Consider the following 14,053-nt stretch of genomic DNA (forward strand, 5'->3'; position numbering starts at 1 on the left):
TATGTTAAGGAAATGTAAAGATTTTGTTGTTTTTTGTCGAGTATAATGTTATCGTAATAGTGCGGAAAATTTTATAAAGGGTTTATTACAGGAGGAAACGTATGGATTACGTGAGCATTATTCTCCCCTTTATCGGGGGACTGGGTATGTTTATCTATGGTATGCAGATCATGGCCCAGGGATTGGAGAATGCAGCAGGCAGCAAGATGAAGAGTCTGCTGGAGGTACTGACAAAGAATAAGTTTTTTGGGGTTTTGCTCGGTGCTTTTATTACAGCTGTCATTCAGAGTTCATCCGCTACGACAGTGATGGTAGTCGGATTTGTAAATGCAGGGATCATGAATCTTACCCAGGCGATGGGAGTGATCATGGGAGCCAACATCGGTACTACGGTGACCGGATGGCTGGTATCCAGTGTCGAGTGGGCAAAAGCGCTCAGCCCGGCGAATATTGCACCGGTGGCAGTTATGATCGGTGTGATTGTGATGCTGACAGGAAAAAGACGTTCTACAAAGGATATTTCCAGTATCATTGTGGGATTTGGTATCTTATTCATCGGTATTACGACGATGTCAGATGCAGTCGAGCCGCTGCAGCAGTCAGAGGCATTCTGCAATCTGTTTGTAACACTTGGACACAGTCCGTTCCTTGGAATCGTGGCCGGTGCGCTTGTTACAGCTGTGATTCAGAGTTCATCTGCATCAGTGGGGATCTTACAGAGTCTTGCGGCAGCAGGACTGGTTCCGTTTAATGCGGCTGTTTACATTATCATGGGACAGAATATCGGTACCTGTGTGACTGCCATCATGTCCAGTATCGGGGCAAAGAAGACAGCAAAGACAGCAGCTGTGATGCATCTGTTGTTCAACATCATCGGTACGATCATCTTCAGCGTTGTTGCGATCGTATTCTTTAAAGTGATCAATCCGGGATTTGGAGAAGCCCTGATCACACAGACAGAGATCAGTACAGTTCACACAATTTTTAATATCGGAACTACGATCCTGCTCTTCCCGGTATCTGACTGGATCATTAAGCTGGCGAAGAAACTGGAGAGAGAAGATTCTGACGATGTGGATGAAGGACAGGTACTTCTGGACGACAGAATGCTGGAGACACCAAGTATTGCGCTCCAGTCTACAGTCAGCGAGATGGTAAGAATGGGACATGTTGTGCGGGGAACCATGAATCGTACAAGAGATGTGCTGATCACCAAGAAGCGTGAGGAGATAGAAAAGATCCGGGAGGAAGAGACAATCGCAGACGGATTGTGCAAAGGAATCACAGAGTATGCGATTAAACTGAATACACTTTCCATCAATGAGAAGGAGCATCAGGAGGTGGCGAGTATCCTGCAGATCGTATCGGATATCGAGCGTGTCAGCGATTACTGTGAAAATATTTCTGAATTTGCAGAGAATCTCAAAGATCAGAAAGCATCCTTCTCCGAGATCGCAAGAGAAGAGATCCAGCAGATGGAAGACGTCTGTATCGACTGCTTCCGGTATGCGATCGAGGCACTGGAAGAGCGTAGTAAAGAAAAGGCGATGAAGGTCATTGAAAAAGAGAGTCAGGCAGATGAGCTGGAGATCGCGCTGCGTACGGCACATATGAAGCGTCTGGCAAGAAATGAGTGCAGCACGGAATCCGGAATCGTATTCCTGGATGCATTGGTATGTCTTGAGAGAATCTCGGATCATGCGAGAAATATCGCAGAAGAGATTTTGACGGCAGAATAGGGGATTTTACAAAACAAAGAGAGCGGGGCATTTGCAAAAAAGCGGCAAATGCCCCGTTTTTGCGCTGATTTTTTCACATTTTACAAAAACTTAACAAGGAAAAGAAAGATGATTTTACATAGATTTAACATTCAGATGATGATATATTTTACAATTCTTCTGTATCATTGCTAACTGTGGAGAAAAGAAAAAACACTTTTGAAAAAAAGGAGATTAAGTAAAATGAAAATGAAAAAGTTTATCGCAGTTTTGGCAACAGTAGGTATGGTAGCAGCACTGGCAGCAGGATGTGGTTCCGGAGATGATACATCTGCTGATAAAGGAACAAAGACAGAAAGTGCGTCCAGTGACTGGGATTCTTCCAATGATATCACAATCGTATCCAGAGAAGATGGATCTGGAACAAGAGGAGCTTTCGTAGAGCTGTTTGGTATTCAGCAGGAAGTTGACGGAGAAAAAGTAGATATGACAACTGTGGATGCACAGGTTACAAATAATACATCTGTTATGCTTACAACAGTAGCAGGGGATGAGTATGCCATCGGATATGTATCCCTGGGATCTCTGGATGAGAGTGTAAAAGCACTTAAGATTGATGGAGCAGAAGCAACAGAAGAGAATATCGAAAATGGTTCTTACAAAGTATCAAGACCGTTTAATATTGCAGTAAAAGAAGGCGCTGACAATGAAGTTGCAAATGATTTCATCACCTATATCATGAGTACAGAAGGTCAGAAAATCGTAGCAGACAACGGTTATATTCCGGTTGCCGATACAAAAGCATATGATGGAACAAAACCGTCAGGAAGCGCAGTAGTAGGAGGATCTTCTTCTGTATCACCGGTTATGGAAAAACTGATCGAGGCATACAAAAGTGTAAATCCGAATGCAAAGATCGAGCTGCAGACATCTGATTCTACAACAGGTATGACATCGACTCTGGAAGGAAGCTATGATATTGGTATGGCATCCCGTGAACTGAAAGAGGAAGAAGTGGGACAGGGATTAAAAGCAACTGTGATCGCAACCGACGGAATCGCAGTGATCGTAAACAATGACAACCCGACAGAAGAGTTAAGTTCTGATCAGGTAAAATCCATCTACACAGGAGAAACTTATACTTGGGATGAAGTAACTGAATAATTGATAAGAGGAAAGAAGAATGAAATCAAAAGCATGGACTGAAAAATTCATGCAGGGAGTATTCTTGATAGCCGCCTGTACTTCTGTACTGGCGGTAGCTCTCATTTGTATCTTTTTGTTTGCAAATGGAGTCCCTGCAATCAGAGAAATCGGGTTCGTAAAATTTATTACCGGAGAACTGTGGAGACCGAACAATAATCTGTTTGGAATCTTCCCGATGATCATCGGAAGCTTATATGTAACAGCAGGTGCGATCGTGTTCGGAGTGCCGATCGGAATTCTGACATCTGTATTTATGGCAATGTACTGCCCGAAAAAAATATACAGACCGCTGAAAGCAGCAACAGAGCTGTTGGCAGGAATTCCTTCCGTTGTGTATGGATTCTTCGGTCTGGTCGTACTGGTGCCAATGGTACGGGAGTTCGGAAGAACATTAAAACAGATGGGGATCGTGGAAAAAGCAGGAGACGGAAAAGGACTTCTCACTACGTCGATCATTCTGGGAATGATGATCTTGCCAACAATCATCGGAACCACAGAGAGTGCGATCCGCGCTGTGCCGACCCATTATTATGAAGGAGCTCTGGCTCTGGGAGCAACCCATGAGAGAAGTATTTTTACAGTTGTGATCCCGGCTGCAAAATCCGGAGTACTGGCAGGAATCGTGCTGGGAATCGGACGTGCGATCGGAGAGACCATGGCAGTTATCATGATCGTGGGAAATCAGCCGAGAATTGCACAAAATATCCTGCAGGGAATGCGTACACTGACAGGAAATATCGTACTGGAGATGGGATATGCGACAGGTCTGCACAGGGAAGCGCTGATCGCGACAGGTGTAGTATTATTTGTGTTCATCCTGATCATCAACTTCAGTGTAGCAATGCTGAAAAGGAGGACAGAACATGAGTAATCAGACTGGAATCGGAGAAAAGCTGAAAAGCTATTTAAAACATCCGGGCTCATTTATTGTAATGCTTCTGGTGATGCTGGGAGCAATTATCACGTTTGCGGTTCTGCTGTTTTTGATCGCTTATATTCTGATCAACGGAGTGCCGCATATCAAGCCGTCTTTGTTCGCGTTCGAATATACATCTGAGAATGCCTCTTTGATGCCGGCTTTGATTAACACGATTATCATGACGCTGCTTTCTTTGCTGATCGCGGTTCCGTTTGGAATCTTCTCTGCGATCTTCCTTGTAGAGTATGCAGGGAAAGGGAATAAATTTGTGGAAGTGATCCGTCTGACAACAGAGACACTTTCCGGAATCCCTTCCATCGTATATGGATTGTTCGGAATGTTGTTTTTTGTCAATACATTAGGATGGGGATTTTCCCTGCTGGCCGGTGCGTTTACACTGGCGATCATGATCCTTCCGCTGATCATGAGAACAACAGAAGAAGCGTTAAAAGCAGTTCCGGATTCCTTCAGAGAGGGAAGTTTTGGACTGGGAGCAGGAAAGCTGCGTACCGTATTTAAGATTGTACTCCCGTCGGCAATTCCTGGAATTTTAGCAGGAATCATCCTGGCGGTTGGAAGAATTGTGGGAGAGACAGCGGCGCTGATCTATACAGCAGGTACTGTTGCACAGGTACCGACAAATGTTTTTGGTTCCGGAAGAACCCTGGCAGTTCATATGTACAATCTGTCCAGTGAAGGACTGTACATGGATCAGGCATATGCAACAGCAGTCATTCTTCTGATACTTGTAGTCGGAATCAACACGATTTCGAGCGTAATCGCGAAAAAACTGACAAAAGCGTAGAGAGAAAGGAATAAACAATGGGGAAGATCAGTGTGAAAAACCTGGATTTATATTACGGAGATTTTAAAGCACTCAAAAATATCAATCTGGAAATAGAGGCAAATAAAATTACAGCGTTTATCGGACCGAGTGGATGCGGAAAGTCCACGTTATTAAAGTCCATCAACCGCATGAATGATCTGGTGGAAGGATGCTGCATCGATGGTGATATCCTTCTGGACGGACAGAATATCTTCAAAGGAATGGATGTGAACCTGCTCCGTAAGCGGGTAGGAATGGTGTTTCAGAAACCAAACCCATTTCCAATGAGCATTTATGACAATATTGCCTATGGACCGAGAACACACGGAATCCGTTCCAAAGCAAAACTGGATGATATTGTAGAAAAGTCACTGCGAAATGCGGCAATCTGGGATGAGTGTAAAGACCGTCTCAAAAAAAGTGCGTTGGGAATGTCCGGAGGACAGCAGCAGAGACTCTGTATTGCCAGAGCACTTGCAGTAGAACCGGAAGTACTTTTGATGGATGAGCCGACATCCGCTCTGGATCCGATCTCTACATCGAAGATAGAAGACCTTGCGATGGAACTGAAAAAAGATTATACTATTGTCATGGTAACACACAACATGCAGCAGGCGGTACGTGTGTCGGATAACACAGCCTTTTTCCTTCTTGGAGAAGTGATTGAGTACAACAACACAGAAACATTGTTTTCCATTCCGTCTGATAAGAGAACGGAAGATTATATTACAGGGAGGTTTGGTTAATTTATGCGCAACAAATTTGACAGACAGCTACAGATACTGGAGGAGCAGCTTATTCATATGGGTGAGTTGTGTGAGAGTGCGATCGCGAATGCGACAAAGGCGTTGAGCGATGGAAGTATTGAGCAGGCAAAGGCAGTGATCAATGCGGATGCTGAGATCGATGAGATGGAAAAAGATATTGAAAAGCTTTGTCTGAAACTGCTCTTACAGCAGCAGCCGGTGGCAAAGGATCTGAGAAGAATCTCAGCAGCATTGAAGATGATCACAGATATGGAGCGAATCGGAGATCAGACGGCAGATATTGCGGAAATCGTAATTTCAGCCAATACAGAGGAAAGCGTAGATATCAAGGATATTGGAAGAATGGCATCTGTTGTAAGTAAGATGGTGCGCGACAGCGTCACATCGTATGTACAGAAAGATCTGGAGCTTGCGCGCCAGGTAATGCTGGAAGATGATAAAGTGGATCGCCTCTTTGACAATATCCGGGAAGAGATGGTAAATTATATCGCGATCAATAAAGGGCAGCGGGGCAGCCGGATCGTGGATCTGATCATGGTGATAAAATATCTGGAGCGTATCGGAGATCATGCGACCAACATTGCAGAGTGGGTGGAATTTTCCATTACAGGAGTACACCGAAACGGAGTGAATGTATAAGTGTAAAAAGGAGAAAAGATATGATTTATTGCGTGGAAGATGATGACAATATCCGCGAACTGGTCATTTACACTCTGGAGACGACCGGTCTTAAGGCAAAGGGATTTGCAGAAGGCACGGCATTTATGGAAGCTTTGGCGTTTGATACGCCAGAGCTTATTTTACTTGATATCATGCTTCCGGGTGAGGATGGGCTGGAGCTTTTGAAAAAGCTGAAGAATTCCGCAAAGACGAAGGATATTCCGGTGATCATGGTGACTGCAAAGGGTGCAGAGTATGACAAGGTGATCGGTCTGGATTCGGGAGCGGATGATTATGTGACCAAGCCTTTCGGAATGATGGAGCTGGTATCCAGGATCAAAGCAGTTCTTCGAAGATCCGGCAGAGTGCAGGAGCAGGATATGCTGTCAGTCAACGGAGTCAGTGTAGATGTGAAAAAGCATGAAGTGAAAGTGGCAGGAGAAATCGTGACACTGACACTGAAGGAGTTTGAGCTCCTGGAGAGACTGATGAGAAACCAGAATATTGTACTGACAAGAGATCAGCTTTTAGAGGATATCTGGGGATATGATTTTGATGGAGAGACAAGAACGGTAGATGTGCATGTGCGGACACTCAGACAGAAGCTGGGAGAAAAAGGCGATATTATCAAGACTGTACGGGGAGTCGGCTACAGAATAGGAGGAGGCAATGAAGGCTAAGATCCAGAGAAGTATGCTTCTTGTTCTGTTTGTGACGATCCTGATTTTTTATGGACTTTTGACACTGGTTATGTATCAGAAGAACCTGACGCTGCTAAAAGAAGAAGTGAATCAGGAGGCCAGGTATATCCGGACTGCTGTCGATATTTCGGGACCAGCGTATCTGAAAGAAATGGACGGAGTGGATATAAAAACCCGGGTCACGAGAATCAGTACGGAGGGAAAGGTGCTTTATGATTCAGGCAATGACGCAGAAACACTGGAAAATCACAGCAAACGTCCGGAGGTAAAAGAGGCGCTTGCAAGTGGAACCGGTGAGGATGTCCGCGTATCCGGAACCGTTGGAAAAGAGATGTATTATTATGCGATCCTTCTGCAGGATGGCTCTGTACTTCGCGTGGCAAAGACGATGGACAATCTGGGAGCTATGGCAAGAGATACACTTCCGGTGATCGGGGTACTGGCAGTTGTGATGATGATATTTGCATGGATTCTCGGGCGCTGGCAGACAGAACGGCTGATTCGTCCGATCAATGAACTGGATATTGAGCATCCGCTGGAAAATGTGGTCTATGAAGAATTAAGGCCGCTGTTGACTGCGATGGACAGACGGAACAAAGAAAAAGCGGCAGTGGAAGATATGAGAAAAGAGTTTTCCGCAAATGTCTCTCACGAATTGAAAACGCCGCTGACTTCGATTTCCGGCTATGCGGAGATCATGAAAAACGGACTGGTCCGTCCGGAGGATATTCCCAATTTTTCAGAGCGGATTTACAAAGAAGCAAAACGCCTGATCACATTGATCGAAGATATCATAAAATTATCCAAACTGGATGAAGGCTCCGTAGAGATTGAAAAAGAAGAAGTAGATCTTTACGAACTGAGCAGAGAGATTATCAGCAGACTGTCCATGCAGGCAAGTATGAAGCATGTTCATGTTTCTCTTTCAGGAGAGCCGGTAACCTATGTGGGAATCCGGCAGATCCTGGATGAGATGATCTACAATATTTGTGAGAATGCGATCAAATATAATGTAGAGGGCGGAAGTGTCTCTGTCTGGGTAGGCAGCACACTGAATGGCCCAAAAGTTCAGGTGAATGATACCGGGATCGGGATACCGAAAGAGCATCAGGAGCGAATCTTTGAGCGGTTCTACAGAGTGGATAAAAGTCATTCCAAAGAGCGGGGCGGCACAGGGCTGGGACTCTCCATCGTGAAGCATGGAGCGCTGCTTCACAATGCAAAGGTAAGTGTGGAGAGTGATACCGGAAAAGGAACACGGATGGAAATTCTGTTTGAGACATCTCAGTCAGAGTGATGTAAAAGCGTTCTGGGTGGTTCGTGAAATTCTGTTTTGTAGGCTCGTGAAAATGTGGAGTAATCCTGAAAGCCGCTTGCAAGGCAGGCCTGCGTGATCGGCATCCCATCCAGGATCAAAGTGCGGGCAAGCAAAAGCCTGCGGTAGGTGATATAATTTCCGATGGTATATCCAGTTTCCGCTTTGAAGAGGCGCATCATATAATATTTGCTCAGATAAACCCGGGAAGAGAGAAAATCTACGTCCAGAGATTCTGTCAGGTGCTGGTTGATATACTGGATCAGATCGACGATCTTCGGATTGTACAGACTGGTGTCCAGAAATTCTACCCGGTTTTTAATGGCAGCCCGGTTGAGGTGGATCATAAATTCCAAAAATAAGATCTGCCGGTACAGACTGCCGGCATATTCCGTATCAGAAAAAGAACGTTCCAGGCGGTTCGTGATCTTGAAAAGAGAGCTTTTTTCAAGAGAATGAATGCGCAGCACATTGGAATGTTCTTTTTTTGCTTTTTCAAAACAATAGGAAAGATCATAGTCATCAGTCCGGTAGGCATCAATAAAACCGGGAGAAATATAGACGATGATCCGTTCATAGGGAAGAGAAGGATCCACCTGAACCCTGTGGATATCATTCCGGTTTACGAGGACAATGTCGTAAGGTTCCAAAGGATATGTCTTTCCTTCTACAAAGTATTGCACATTACCGGAAATAAAAATCGTGATTTTGTGGAATTCGTGGTAATGAAATTCAAATTCTGTGGAAATCTGATCGGTCAGATGAAAAATCTTAAAGTCACTGTTTAAGTATCCACGCTTATTGTATCCGCCCATAATAACCTCCTGAAAAATAAGATACTTTCAGTATAGAGCATTATTTGCAATATAGAAAGCATTTTCTCTATTCTATTTGAAGAAAATGCGGGATATAATAAAAACAGAGACAAATCAGGAAGCAATATCGAGGAGGCAGAAAAATGGATATCACATTAGAACGTTATCACGGGTTGGGAAACGATTATCTGGTCTATGATCCAAATAAAAATGAACTGGAGCTGAATGAAGAAAATGTGAAAATGCTCTGTAACCGGAATATGGGGCTTGGAGCAGACGGGATTCTGGAAGGACCGTTAATGGAAGAAAAGCAGATGGCAGTCCGTATCTGGAATCCGAACGGAAGCATTGCCGAAAAGAGCGGAAACGGTGTGCGGATTTTTGCCAAATATTTGAAAGATGCAGGATATGTACAGAAGAAGCATTATACAATGCTGACCGATGGCGGCGAGGTAGAAATCACTTACCTGAATGAAGAGGGAAGCAGGCTGAAGGTTTCTATGGGGAAACTGTCATTCTGGAGTGATGAAATCCCGGTGATCGGAGAGCGCAGACAGGTTATCAATGAGGATATGGTATTCGGGCGGACATTGTACCCGGCAACCTGTGTATCCATCGGAAATCCGCATTGCGTGATCCCGATGCAGGAGATTTCAGAGCCACTGGTGTGTAAGATCGGAAGGGAGTCCGAGCGCGCAAGGTATTTCCCGAATCATATCAATACAGAACTCATGAATGTCATTGATATGAACAATATCGCAATTGAAACTTATGAAAGAGGAGCCGGATACACCATGGCAAACGGAACCGGAGCATGTGCGGCAGCAGGTGTTGCGTACAAACTGGGACTGACCTCTAACAAAGTAATCGTTCATATGCCGGGTGGAGAGCTTCAAGTAGAGATCGGAGATGACTGGGAAGCCTATATGACGGGAGATGTGTTCTATGTGGCAGCAGTAAAATTGAGCAGCGAATTTGTGGAAATGCTGCGTGCAGTATAGAAGAGAGAAGCAGAGGGCGGATGCTCTCTGCTTTTTTAATACAAGAAATTCTATTGCGGCCGGAACTCAGATGTGCTACGATATCTATAACAAAAGAGGAAAGGTGATAGTATGCTGATAACAGTTGATTTTAACAGCGAAGAGGCAATCTATATGCAGCTTCGCAATCAGATTATCATGGGCATTGCGACTTCGGTGATCAGAGAAGGAGATTCCCTGCCTTCTGTACGGCAGCTGGCAGATACTGTGGGAGTCAATATGCACACAGTGAATAAAGCGTATACTGTTTTAAAGCAGGAGGGATTTATCCAGCTGGACAGAAGACACGGGGCAGTGATTGCTCTGGATGCAGATAAGCTGCAGGCTTTGGAAGAGATGCGCGGACAGCTTCAGATCGTGCTGGCAAAGGCACATTGTAAGGAGATCACCAGAGAAGAAGTGCATGAACTGGTGGATGAGATATTTGATAATTATGAATAGCAGGAGGAGTATATGCAGAATCAATATACAAGACAGGCAGAACGTGCGATAAAATATGCAGCCAGGATGGCGAGAAAACTAAAGCATCCATATATCGGAACAGAGCATCTCCTTTTAGGACTGCGTAGCGAGATCACAGGTGTGGCAGGCCAGGTGCTGGCATCCCACGGAGTGGACGAAGAGCAGCTTCTGCATCTGATGGATGAGCTAATCGTTCCGGGAGAAGAGATTTTACAGCAGGATGATCCAAAAGAAAGTCCGAGACTGGAGTATATTCTGGAAAATGCAAAGAAAGAGGCGCTGCATCTGCGCACCGGAGATGTTGGAACAGAGCATTTGCTTTTGGCGATCATGCATGATGCAGACTGCGTGGCAGCCAGGATGCTGATCACCCTGAACATCAATTTGCAGAAGATCCTGCAGGATGTATTAAATGCGGCAGGGGTAGATGCAAAAGAATATCAGGAAGAGATTCAGGAAGACGGACGTACCAGAAGAGGCGCCGTTGACCAGTACTGTACAGATCTGACTGCCGAGGCAGCAGAAGGAAAACTGGATCCGGTGATCGGCAGAGAGGATGAGATCTATCGTCTGATGCAGATTTTGAGCCGGCGCACCAAAAACAATCCTTGTCTGATCGGAGAACCGGGAGTCGGAAAGACCGCTGTGATAGAAGGATTTGCAGAACGGATCGCGGCAGAAGTTGTTCCGGAAGGGATGAAGGGAAAAAGAGTTCTGACTCTGGATCTGCCCGCGCTGATTGCAGGCTCCAAATACCGCGGAGAATTTGAAGAACGCATGAAAAGTCTGATTTCGGAAGTGAAAGCGGATGGAAACAGCATTTTATTTTTAGATGAGATTCACACCATGATCGGAGCGGGAGGCGCAGAAGGAGCCATTGATGCTTCCAGTATTTTAAAACCTTCACTTGCCAGAGGAGAGATTCAGCTGATCGGTGCAACGACCATTGCAGAGTATCGCAAATATATCGAAAAGGATGCGGCACTGGAGAGAAGATTCCAGCCGATCACGGTAGAAGAACCTTCGAAAGAGCAGTGTATGGAGATTTTACAGGGATTACAATCCCGTTATGAGTCACATCACCGGGTGACAATTTCAAAAGAGGCGCTAAAGGCAGCTGTAGAATTGTCAAAGCAATACATCACAGACAGAAATCTTCCGGACAAAGCAATTGATGTTCTGGATGAGGCTTGCTCAAAGGCCAGCCTGAAAGGATATAAAGTACCGGACAATCTGCAGCAGATGGAAGATGAGCTGAAAGAACTGGCAAAACAAAAAGAAGCGAGCATCCGCAAAGGGGATATGAAGGCAGCAGCAGATTTTCATGCAAGAGAGAAAGAGGCAGAGACAAAACTGGAAATGCTCAGAAAACGTTTCCACAAAAAACAGGCATCCGCACATCCGGAGGTAAGCGGAGATGATATTGCGGATGTCGTGTCAGTCTGGACGAAGATCCCGGTACAGAAATTAAAAGAGACAGATGCACACAGATTGCAGAAACTGGAAGAGACACTCCACAAAAGAGTAATCGGACAGGAGGAAGCAGTCAGCGCAGTCACGCGGGCAGTGAAGCGCGGACGTGTGGGATTAAAGAGCCCGAATCGTCCGATTGGTTCCTTCTTATTCCTCGGACCGACCGGTGTCGGTAAAACAGAGCTTTCCAAGGCTCTGGCAGAGGCATTGTTTGGAAGAGAAGATTCTATGATTCGGGTCGATATGTCTGAATATATGGAAAAACATTCTGTGGCAAAGATGATCGGTTCTCCTCCGGGATACGTGGGACACGATGAAGGTGGACAGCTCAGCGACAAAGTAAGAACACATCCATATTCTGTAATCTTATTCGATGAAATCGAAAAAGCCCATCCAGATGTATTTAACATCCTGTTGCAGGTGCTGGATGACGGTCGTATTACAGATTCACAGGGAAGAGTTGTTGATTTCAGTAATACAGTGATCATTATGACCTCCAATGCCGGGGCGAAAGCAATCGTAGATCCGAAAAAACTCGGGTTTGCAGTAAAAGAAGATAAAGCAGACGATTACAAGAGAATGAAACAGAATGTGATGGACGAAGTGAAGATGATCTTCCGTCCGGAATTTTTGAACCGGATCGATGAGATTATCGTATTCCATGCACTGGGTGAAGAGCACTTGAAGAAGATCGTCAGTCTGATGTGCCGTGAATTTACAAAACGAGTCAAGACACAGCTGGATATCAGCCTGACCCTGAGGGATTCTGCGAAAAAACGGATTGCGGAAAAAGGCAAAGATACAAAATACGGAGCGCGTCCGCTTAGAAGAGCAATGCAGACAGAGCTGGAAGATAAGCTGGCAGAAGCAATCCTGAATGGGGAAGTGAAACCGGGCGAACAGATTGAGGCAGGAGTTTCCGGAAAAGAAATAAAATTTTACTTAAAGAATGCAAATTAAGTAGAAAAAGAATTTGATATATTATATAATACAGACAGAAGAAAAGAGCTCTTGCCGCAAGTGATGGCGGGATGCAGAAATACCTAGGAGGACAAGGAAAATGGCAATCGTAAAAGAATTATTACGCACAGAAGAAGACGGAAGACTGAGTTTTGGAGACTATACACTGGCGTCTAAAACGAAGCTGGATAATTTCGAATTTGAGGGCGACTTATATAAAGTAAAGACATTTTCAGAGATCACAAAATTAGAAAAAAACGGAATGTTTGTATACGAATCTGTTCCGGGAAGTGCGGTAGAGAACTTTAAACTCACAGATACAGAGGTCGCTTTTCAGATTTCTGCACCGGAGGATGTACAGTTTACACTGGAACTTGAGCCGGAGAGTGAATACGAAGTGCTTCTGGATGGTGTTTCAGCCGGAAAGATGACCACAAATCTGAGCGGAAAGCTGAGTGTCAGTGTTGAGATCAGCGAAGGGGAAGCTGTGGACGTCAAAGTAGAAAAATGCTGATTGCAAGAGTAGAAGACATTTTATAATCAATAAGAGCAGAGAGCTGGGGCTGTGAATGAAAACAGCGTTCAGCTCTTTTTTATGGAGGAGTATATGGCAAAAGGAAAGAAAAGTATTTTTTTCTGTCAGAATTGCGGACATGAAGAGGCAAAATGGCTGGGGCAATGTCCGGTTTGTAAAGAATGGAATACATTCGCAGAAGAAAAAGTGAGTGCCGGATTGAGCCGCGGGACAACGGCAGCTGCAAAGCAGAGTAAAACAGCAGAAGTAGTTCCGCTTTCTCAGATCAGTGCCAGGGATGATACCAGGATGCTGACCGGGATGAAAGAACTGGATCGGGTGCTTGGAGGAGGTATCGTCTCCGGTTCTCTCGTTCTGGTCGGAGGGGACCCGGGGATTGGAAAATCAACCCTGTTATTGCAAGTGTGTCAGAGGCTGTCGGCATCAAGAAAAATTTTATATATTTCAGGAGAGGAGTCGCAGACTCAGATCAAATTGCGTGCAAATCGTATGGGAAGTTTTACAGATCATATGCTGTTGTTATGTGAAACAAATCTGGATACCATACGTACAGCCATTGAGAGACAAAATCCGGAGCTTGTGATCATTGATTCGATTCAAACGATGTACAATGAAGAAGTATCCTCAGCGCCGGGAAGTGTTTCGCAGGTAAGAGA

The 14,053-nt window shown here is 45.0% G+C and carries 14 protein-coding genes (1 of these 14 only partly in view); 13 read left to right on the plus strand and 1 reads right to left on the minus strand.

Features of this window, described 5'->3' with window-relative positions:
* The first annotated feature begins 101 nt into the window (after window positions 1-101).
* From FXV78_RS09965 to FXV78_RS10000, 8 genes are all read left to right on the plus strand, one after another.
* On the plus strand, window positions 102-1,739 hold the full coding sequence (locus tag FXV78_RS09965) for a Na/Pi cotransporter family protein (protein ID WP_004841668.1): 1,638 nt from the start codon (window positions 102-104) through the stop codon (window positions 1,737-1,739).
* Between the two features lie 222 nt (window positions 1,740-1,961).
* Window positions 1,962-2,882 carry a substrate-binding domain-containing protein gene (locus tag FXV78_RS09970; RefSeq protein WP_004841671.1) on the plus strand — a complete coding sequence of 307 codons (921 nt, stop codon included), beginning with the start codon at window positions 1,962-1,964 and terminating at the stop codon, window positions 2,880-2,882.
* A gap of 19 nt (window positions 2,883-2,901) precedes the next feature.
* The gene (gene pstC, locus FXV78_RS09975) at window positions 2,902-3,795 is read left to right on the plus strand and encodes a phosphate ABC transporter permease subunit PstC (protein ID WP_004841673.1); all 894 of its coding nucleotides are present in this window, start codon (window positions 2,902-2,904) and stop codon (window positions 3,793-3,795) included.
* The gene (pstA, locus tag FXV78_RS09980) at window positions 3,788-4,648 is read left to right on the plus strand and encodes a phosphate ABC transporter permease PstA (protein WP_004841674.1); all 861 of its coding nucleotides are present in this window, start codon (window positions 3,788-3,790) and stop codon (window positions 4,646-4,648) included. Before pstC ends, pstA begins: the two co-directional genes overlap by 8 nt.
* 17 nt (window positions 4,649-4,665) lie before the next feature.
* Window positions 4,666-5,415 carry a phosphate ABC transporter ATP-binding protein PstB gene (gene pstB, locus FXV78_RS09985; RefSeq protein WP_004841676.1) on the plus strand — a complete coding sequence of 250 codons (750 nt, stop codon included), beginning with the start codon at window positions 4,666-4,668 and terminating at the stop codon, window positions 5,413-5,415.
* A gap of 3 nt (window positions 5,416-5,418) precedes the next feature.
* Window positions 5,419-6,075: a phosphate signaling complex protein PhoU gene (gene phoU, locus FXV78_RS09990; protein WP_004841678.1), complete on the plus strand. Its 657-nt coding sequence runs from the start codon at window positions 5,419-5,421 to the stop codon at window positions 6,073-6,075.
* Between the two features lie 20 nt (window positions 6,076-6,095).
* Entirely contained in the window at window positions 6,096-6,776 is a 681-nt protein-coding gene (locus tag FXV78_RS09995; protein ID WP_004841680.1) for a winged helix-turn-helix domain-containing protein, read from the plus strand.
* Window positions 6,766-8,094 (plus strand): sensor histidine kinase, encoded by a 1,329-nt coding sequence (locus FXV78_RS10000; protein ID WP_004841681.1) that lies wholly within the window; start codon window positions 6,766-6,768, stop codon window positions 8,092-8,094. Before FXV78_RS09995 ends, FXV78_RS10000 begins: the two co-directional genes overlap by 11 nt.
* Here FXV78_RS10000 and FXV78_RS10005 read toward each other — a convergent pair.
* A complete protein-coding gene (locus tag FXV78_RS10005) occupies window positions 8,082-8,927 on the minus strand; it encodes a helix-turn-helix domain-containing protein (protein WP_004841683.1) in 846 nt (281 codons plus the stop codon). The two genes, FXV78_RS10000 and FXV78_RS10005, sit on opposite strands and share 13 nt — an antisense overlap.
* A gap of 143 nt (window positions 8,928-9,070) precedes the next feature.
* On the opposite strand from FXV78_RS10005, the gene dapF reads away from it, so the two are divergent.
* From dapF to radA, 5 genes are all read left to right on the plus strand, one after another.
* Window positions 9,071-9,928, plus strand: a complete 858-nt coding sequence (dapF, locus tag FXV78_RS10010) for a diaminopimelate epimerase (protein ID WP_004841684.1) — start codon at window positions 9,071-9,073, stop codon at window positions 9,926-9,928.
* A gap of 111 nt (window positions 9,929-10,039) precedes the next feature.
* Window positions 10,040-10,408 carry a GntR family transcriptional regulator gene (locus tag FXV78_RS10015; RefSeq protein WP_004841688.1) on the plus strand — a complete coding sequence of 123 codons (369 nt, stop codon included), beginning with the start codon at window positions 10,040-10,042 and terminating at the stop codon, window positions 10,406-10,408.
* A 12-nt stretch (window positions 10,409-10,420) separates the two neighbouring features.
* Window positions 10,421-12,862, plus strand: coding sequence for an ATP-dependent Clp protease ATP-binding subunit (locus FXV78_RS10020; protein ID WP_004841690.1), 2,442 nt, complete (start codon window positions 10,421-10,423; stop codon window positions 12,860-12,862).
* A 100-nt stretch (window positions 12,863-12,962) separates the two neighbouring features.
* Window positions 12,963-13,376: a hypothetical protein gene (locus FXV78_RS10025; protein WP_004841691.1), complete on the plus strand. Its 414-nt coding sequence runs from the start codon at window positions 12,963-12,965 to the stop codon at window positions 13,374-13,376.
* A 93-nt stretch (window positions 13,377-13,469) separates the two neighbouring features.
* A protein-coding gene (gene radA / locus FXV78_RS10030; RefSeq protein WP_009244963.1) for a DNA repair protein RadA crosses the window boundary here: on the plus strand, window positions 13,470-14,053 show its start. 781 nt of this gene lie beyond the right edge of the window; 584 of the gene's 1,365 nt are visible here — the first part of the coding sequence; the start codon lies at window positions 13,470-13,472; the stop codon falls past the right edge of the window.

Origin of the sequence: Mediterraneibacter gnavus ATCC 29149, from assembly GCF_008121495.1 — a bacterium.
Lineage (GTDB): Bacteria > Bacillota > Clostridia > Lachnospirales > Lachnospiraceae > Mediterraneibacter > Mediterraneibacter gnavus.

Bases quoted from the DNA above. Each gene is read 5' to 3' on its own strand.
- dapF (WP_004841684.1), top strand. From the start codon at position 9,071: ATGGATATCACATTAGAACGTTATCACGGGTTGGGAAACGATTATCTG.
- FXV78_RS09970 (WP_004841671.1), top strand. From the start codon at position 1,962: ATGAAAATGAAAAAGTTTATCGCAGTTTTGGCAACAGTAGGTATGGTA.
- pstA (WP_004841674.1), top strand. From the start codon at position 3,788: ATGAGTAATCAGACTGGAATCGGAGAAAAGCTGAAAAGCTATTTAAAA.
- FXV78_RS10020 (WP_004841690.1), top strand. From the start codon at position 10,421: ATGCAGAATCAATATACAAGACAGGCAGAACGTGCGATAAAATATGCA.
- FXV78_RS10025 (WP_004841691.1), top strand. From the start codon at position 12,963: ATGGCAATCGTAAAAGAATTATTACGCACAGAAGAAGACGGAAGACTG.
- phoU (WP_004841678.1), top strand. From the start codon at position 5,419: ATGCGCAACAAATTTGACAGACAGCTACAGATACTGGAGGAGCAGCTT.
- pstB (WP_004841676.1), top strand. From the start codon at position 4,666: ATGGGGAAGATCAGTGTGAAAAACCTGGATTTATATTACGGAGATTTT.
- FXV78_RS09965 (WP_004841668.1), top strand. From the start codon at position 102: ATGGATTACGTGAGCATTATTCTCCCCTTTATCGGGGGACTGGGTATG.
- pstC (WP_004841673.1), top strand. From the start codon at position 2,902: ATGAAATCAAAAGCATGGACTGAAAAATTCATGCAGGGAGTATTCTTG.
- FXV78_RS10005 (WP_004841683.1), bottom strand. From the start codon at position 8,927: ATGGGCGGATACAATAAGCGTGGATACTTAAACAGTGACTTTAAGATT.
- FXV78_RS10000 (WP_004841681.1), top strand. From the start codon at position 6,766: ATGAAGGCTAAGATCCAGAGAAGTATGCTTCTTGTTCTGTTTGTGACG.
- FXV78_RS09995 (WP_004841680.1), top strand. From the start codon at position 6,096: ATGATTTATTGCGTGGAAGATGATGACAATATCCGCGAACTGGTCATT.
- FXV78_RS10015 (WP_004841688.1), top strand. From the start codon at position 10,040: ATGCTGATAACAGTTGATTTTAACAGCGAAGAGGCAATCTATATGCAG.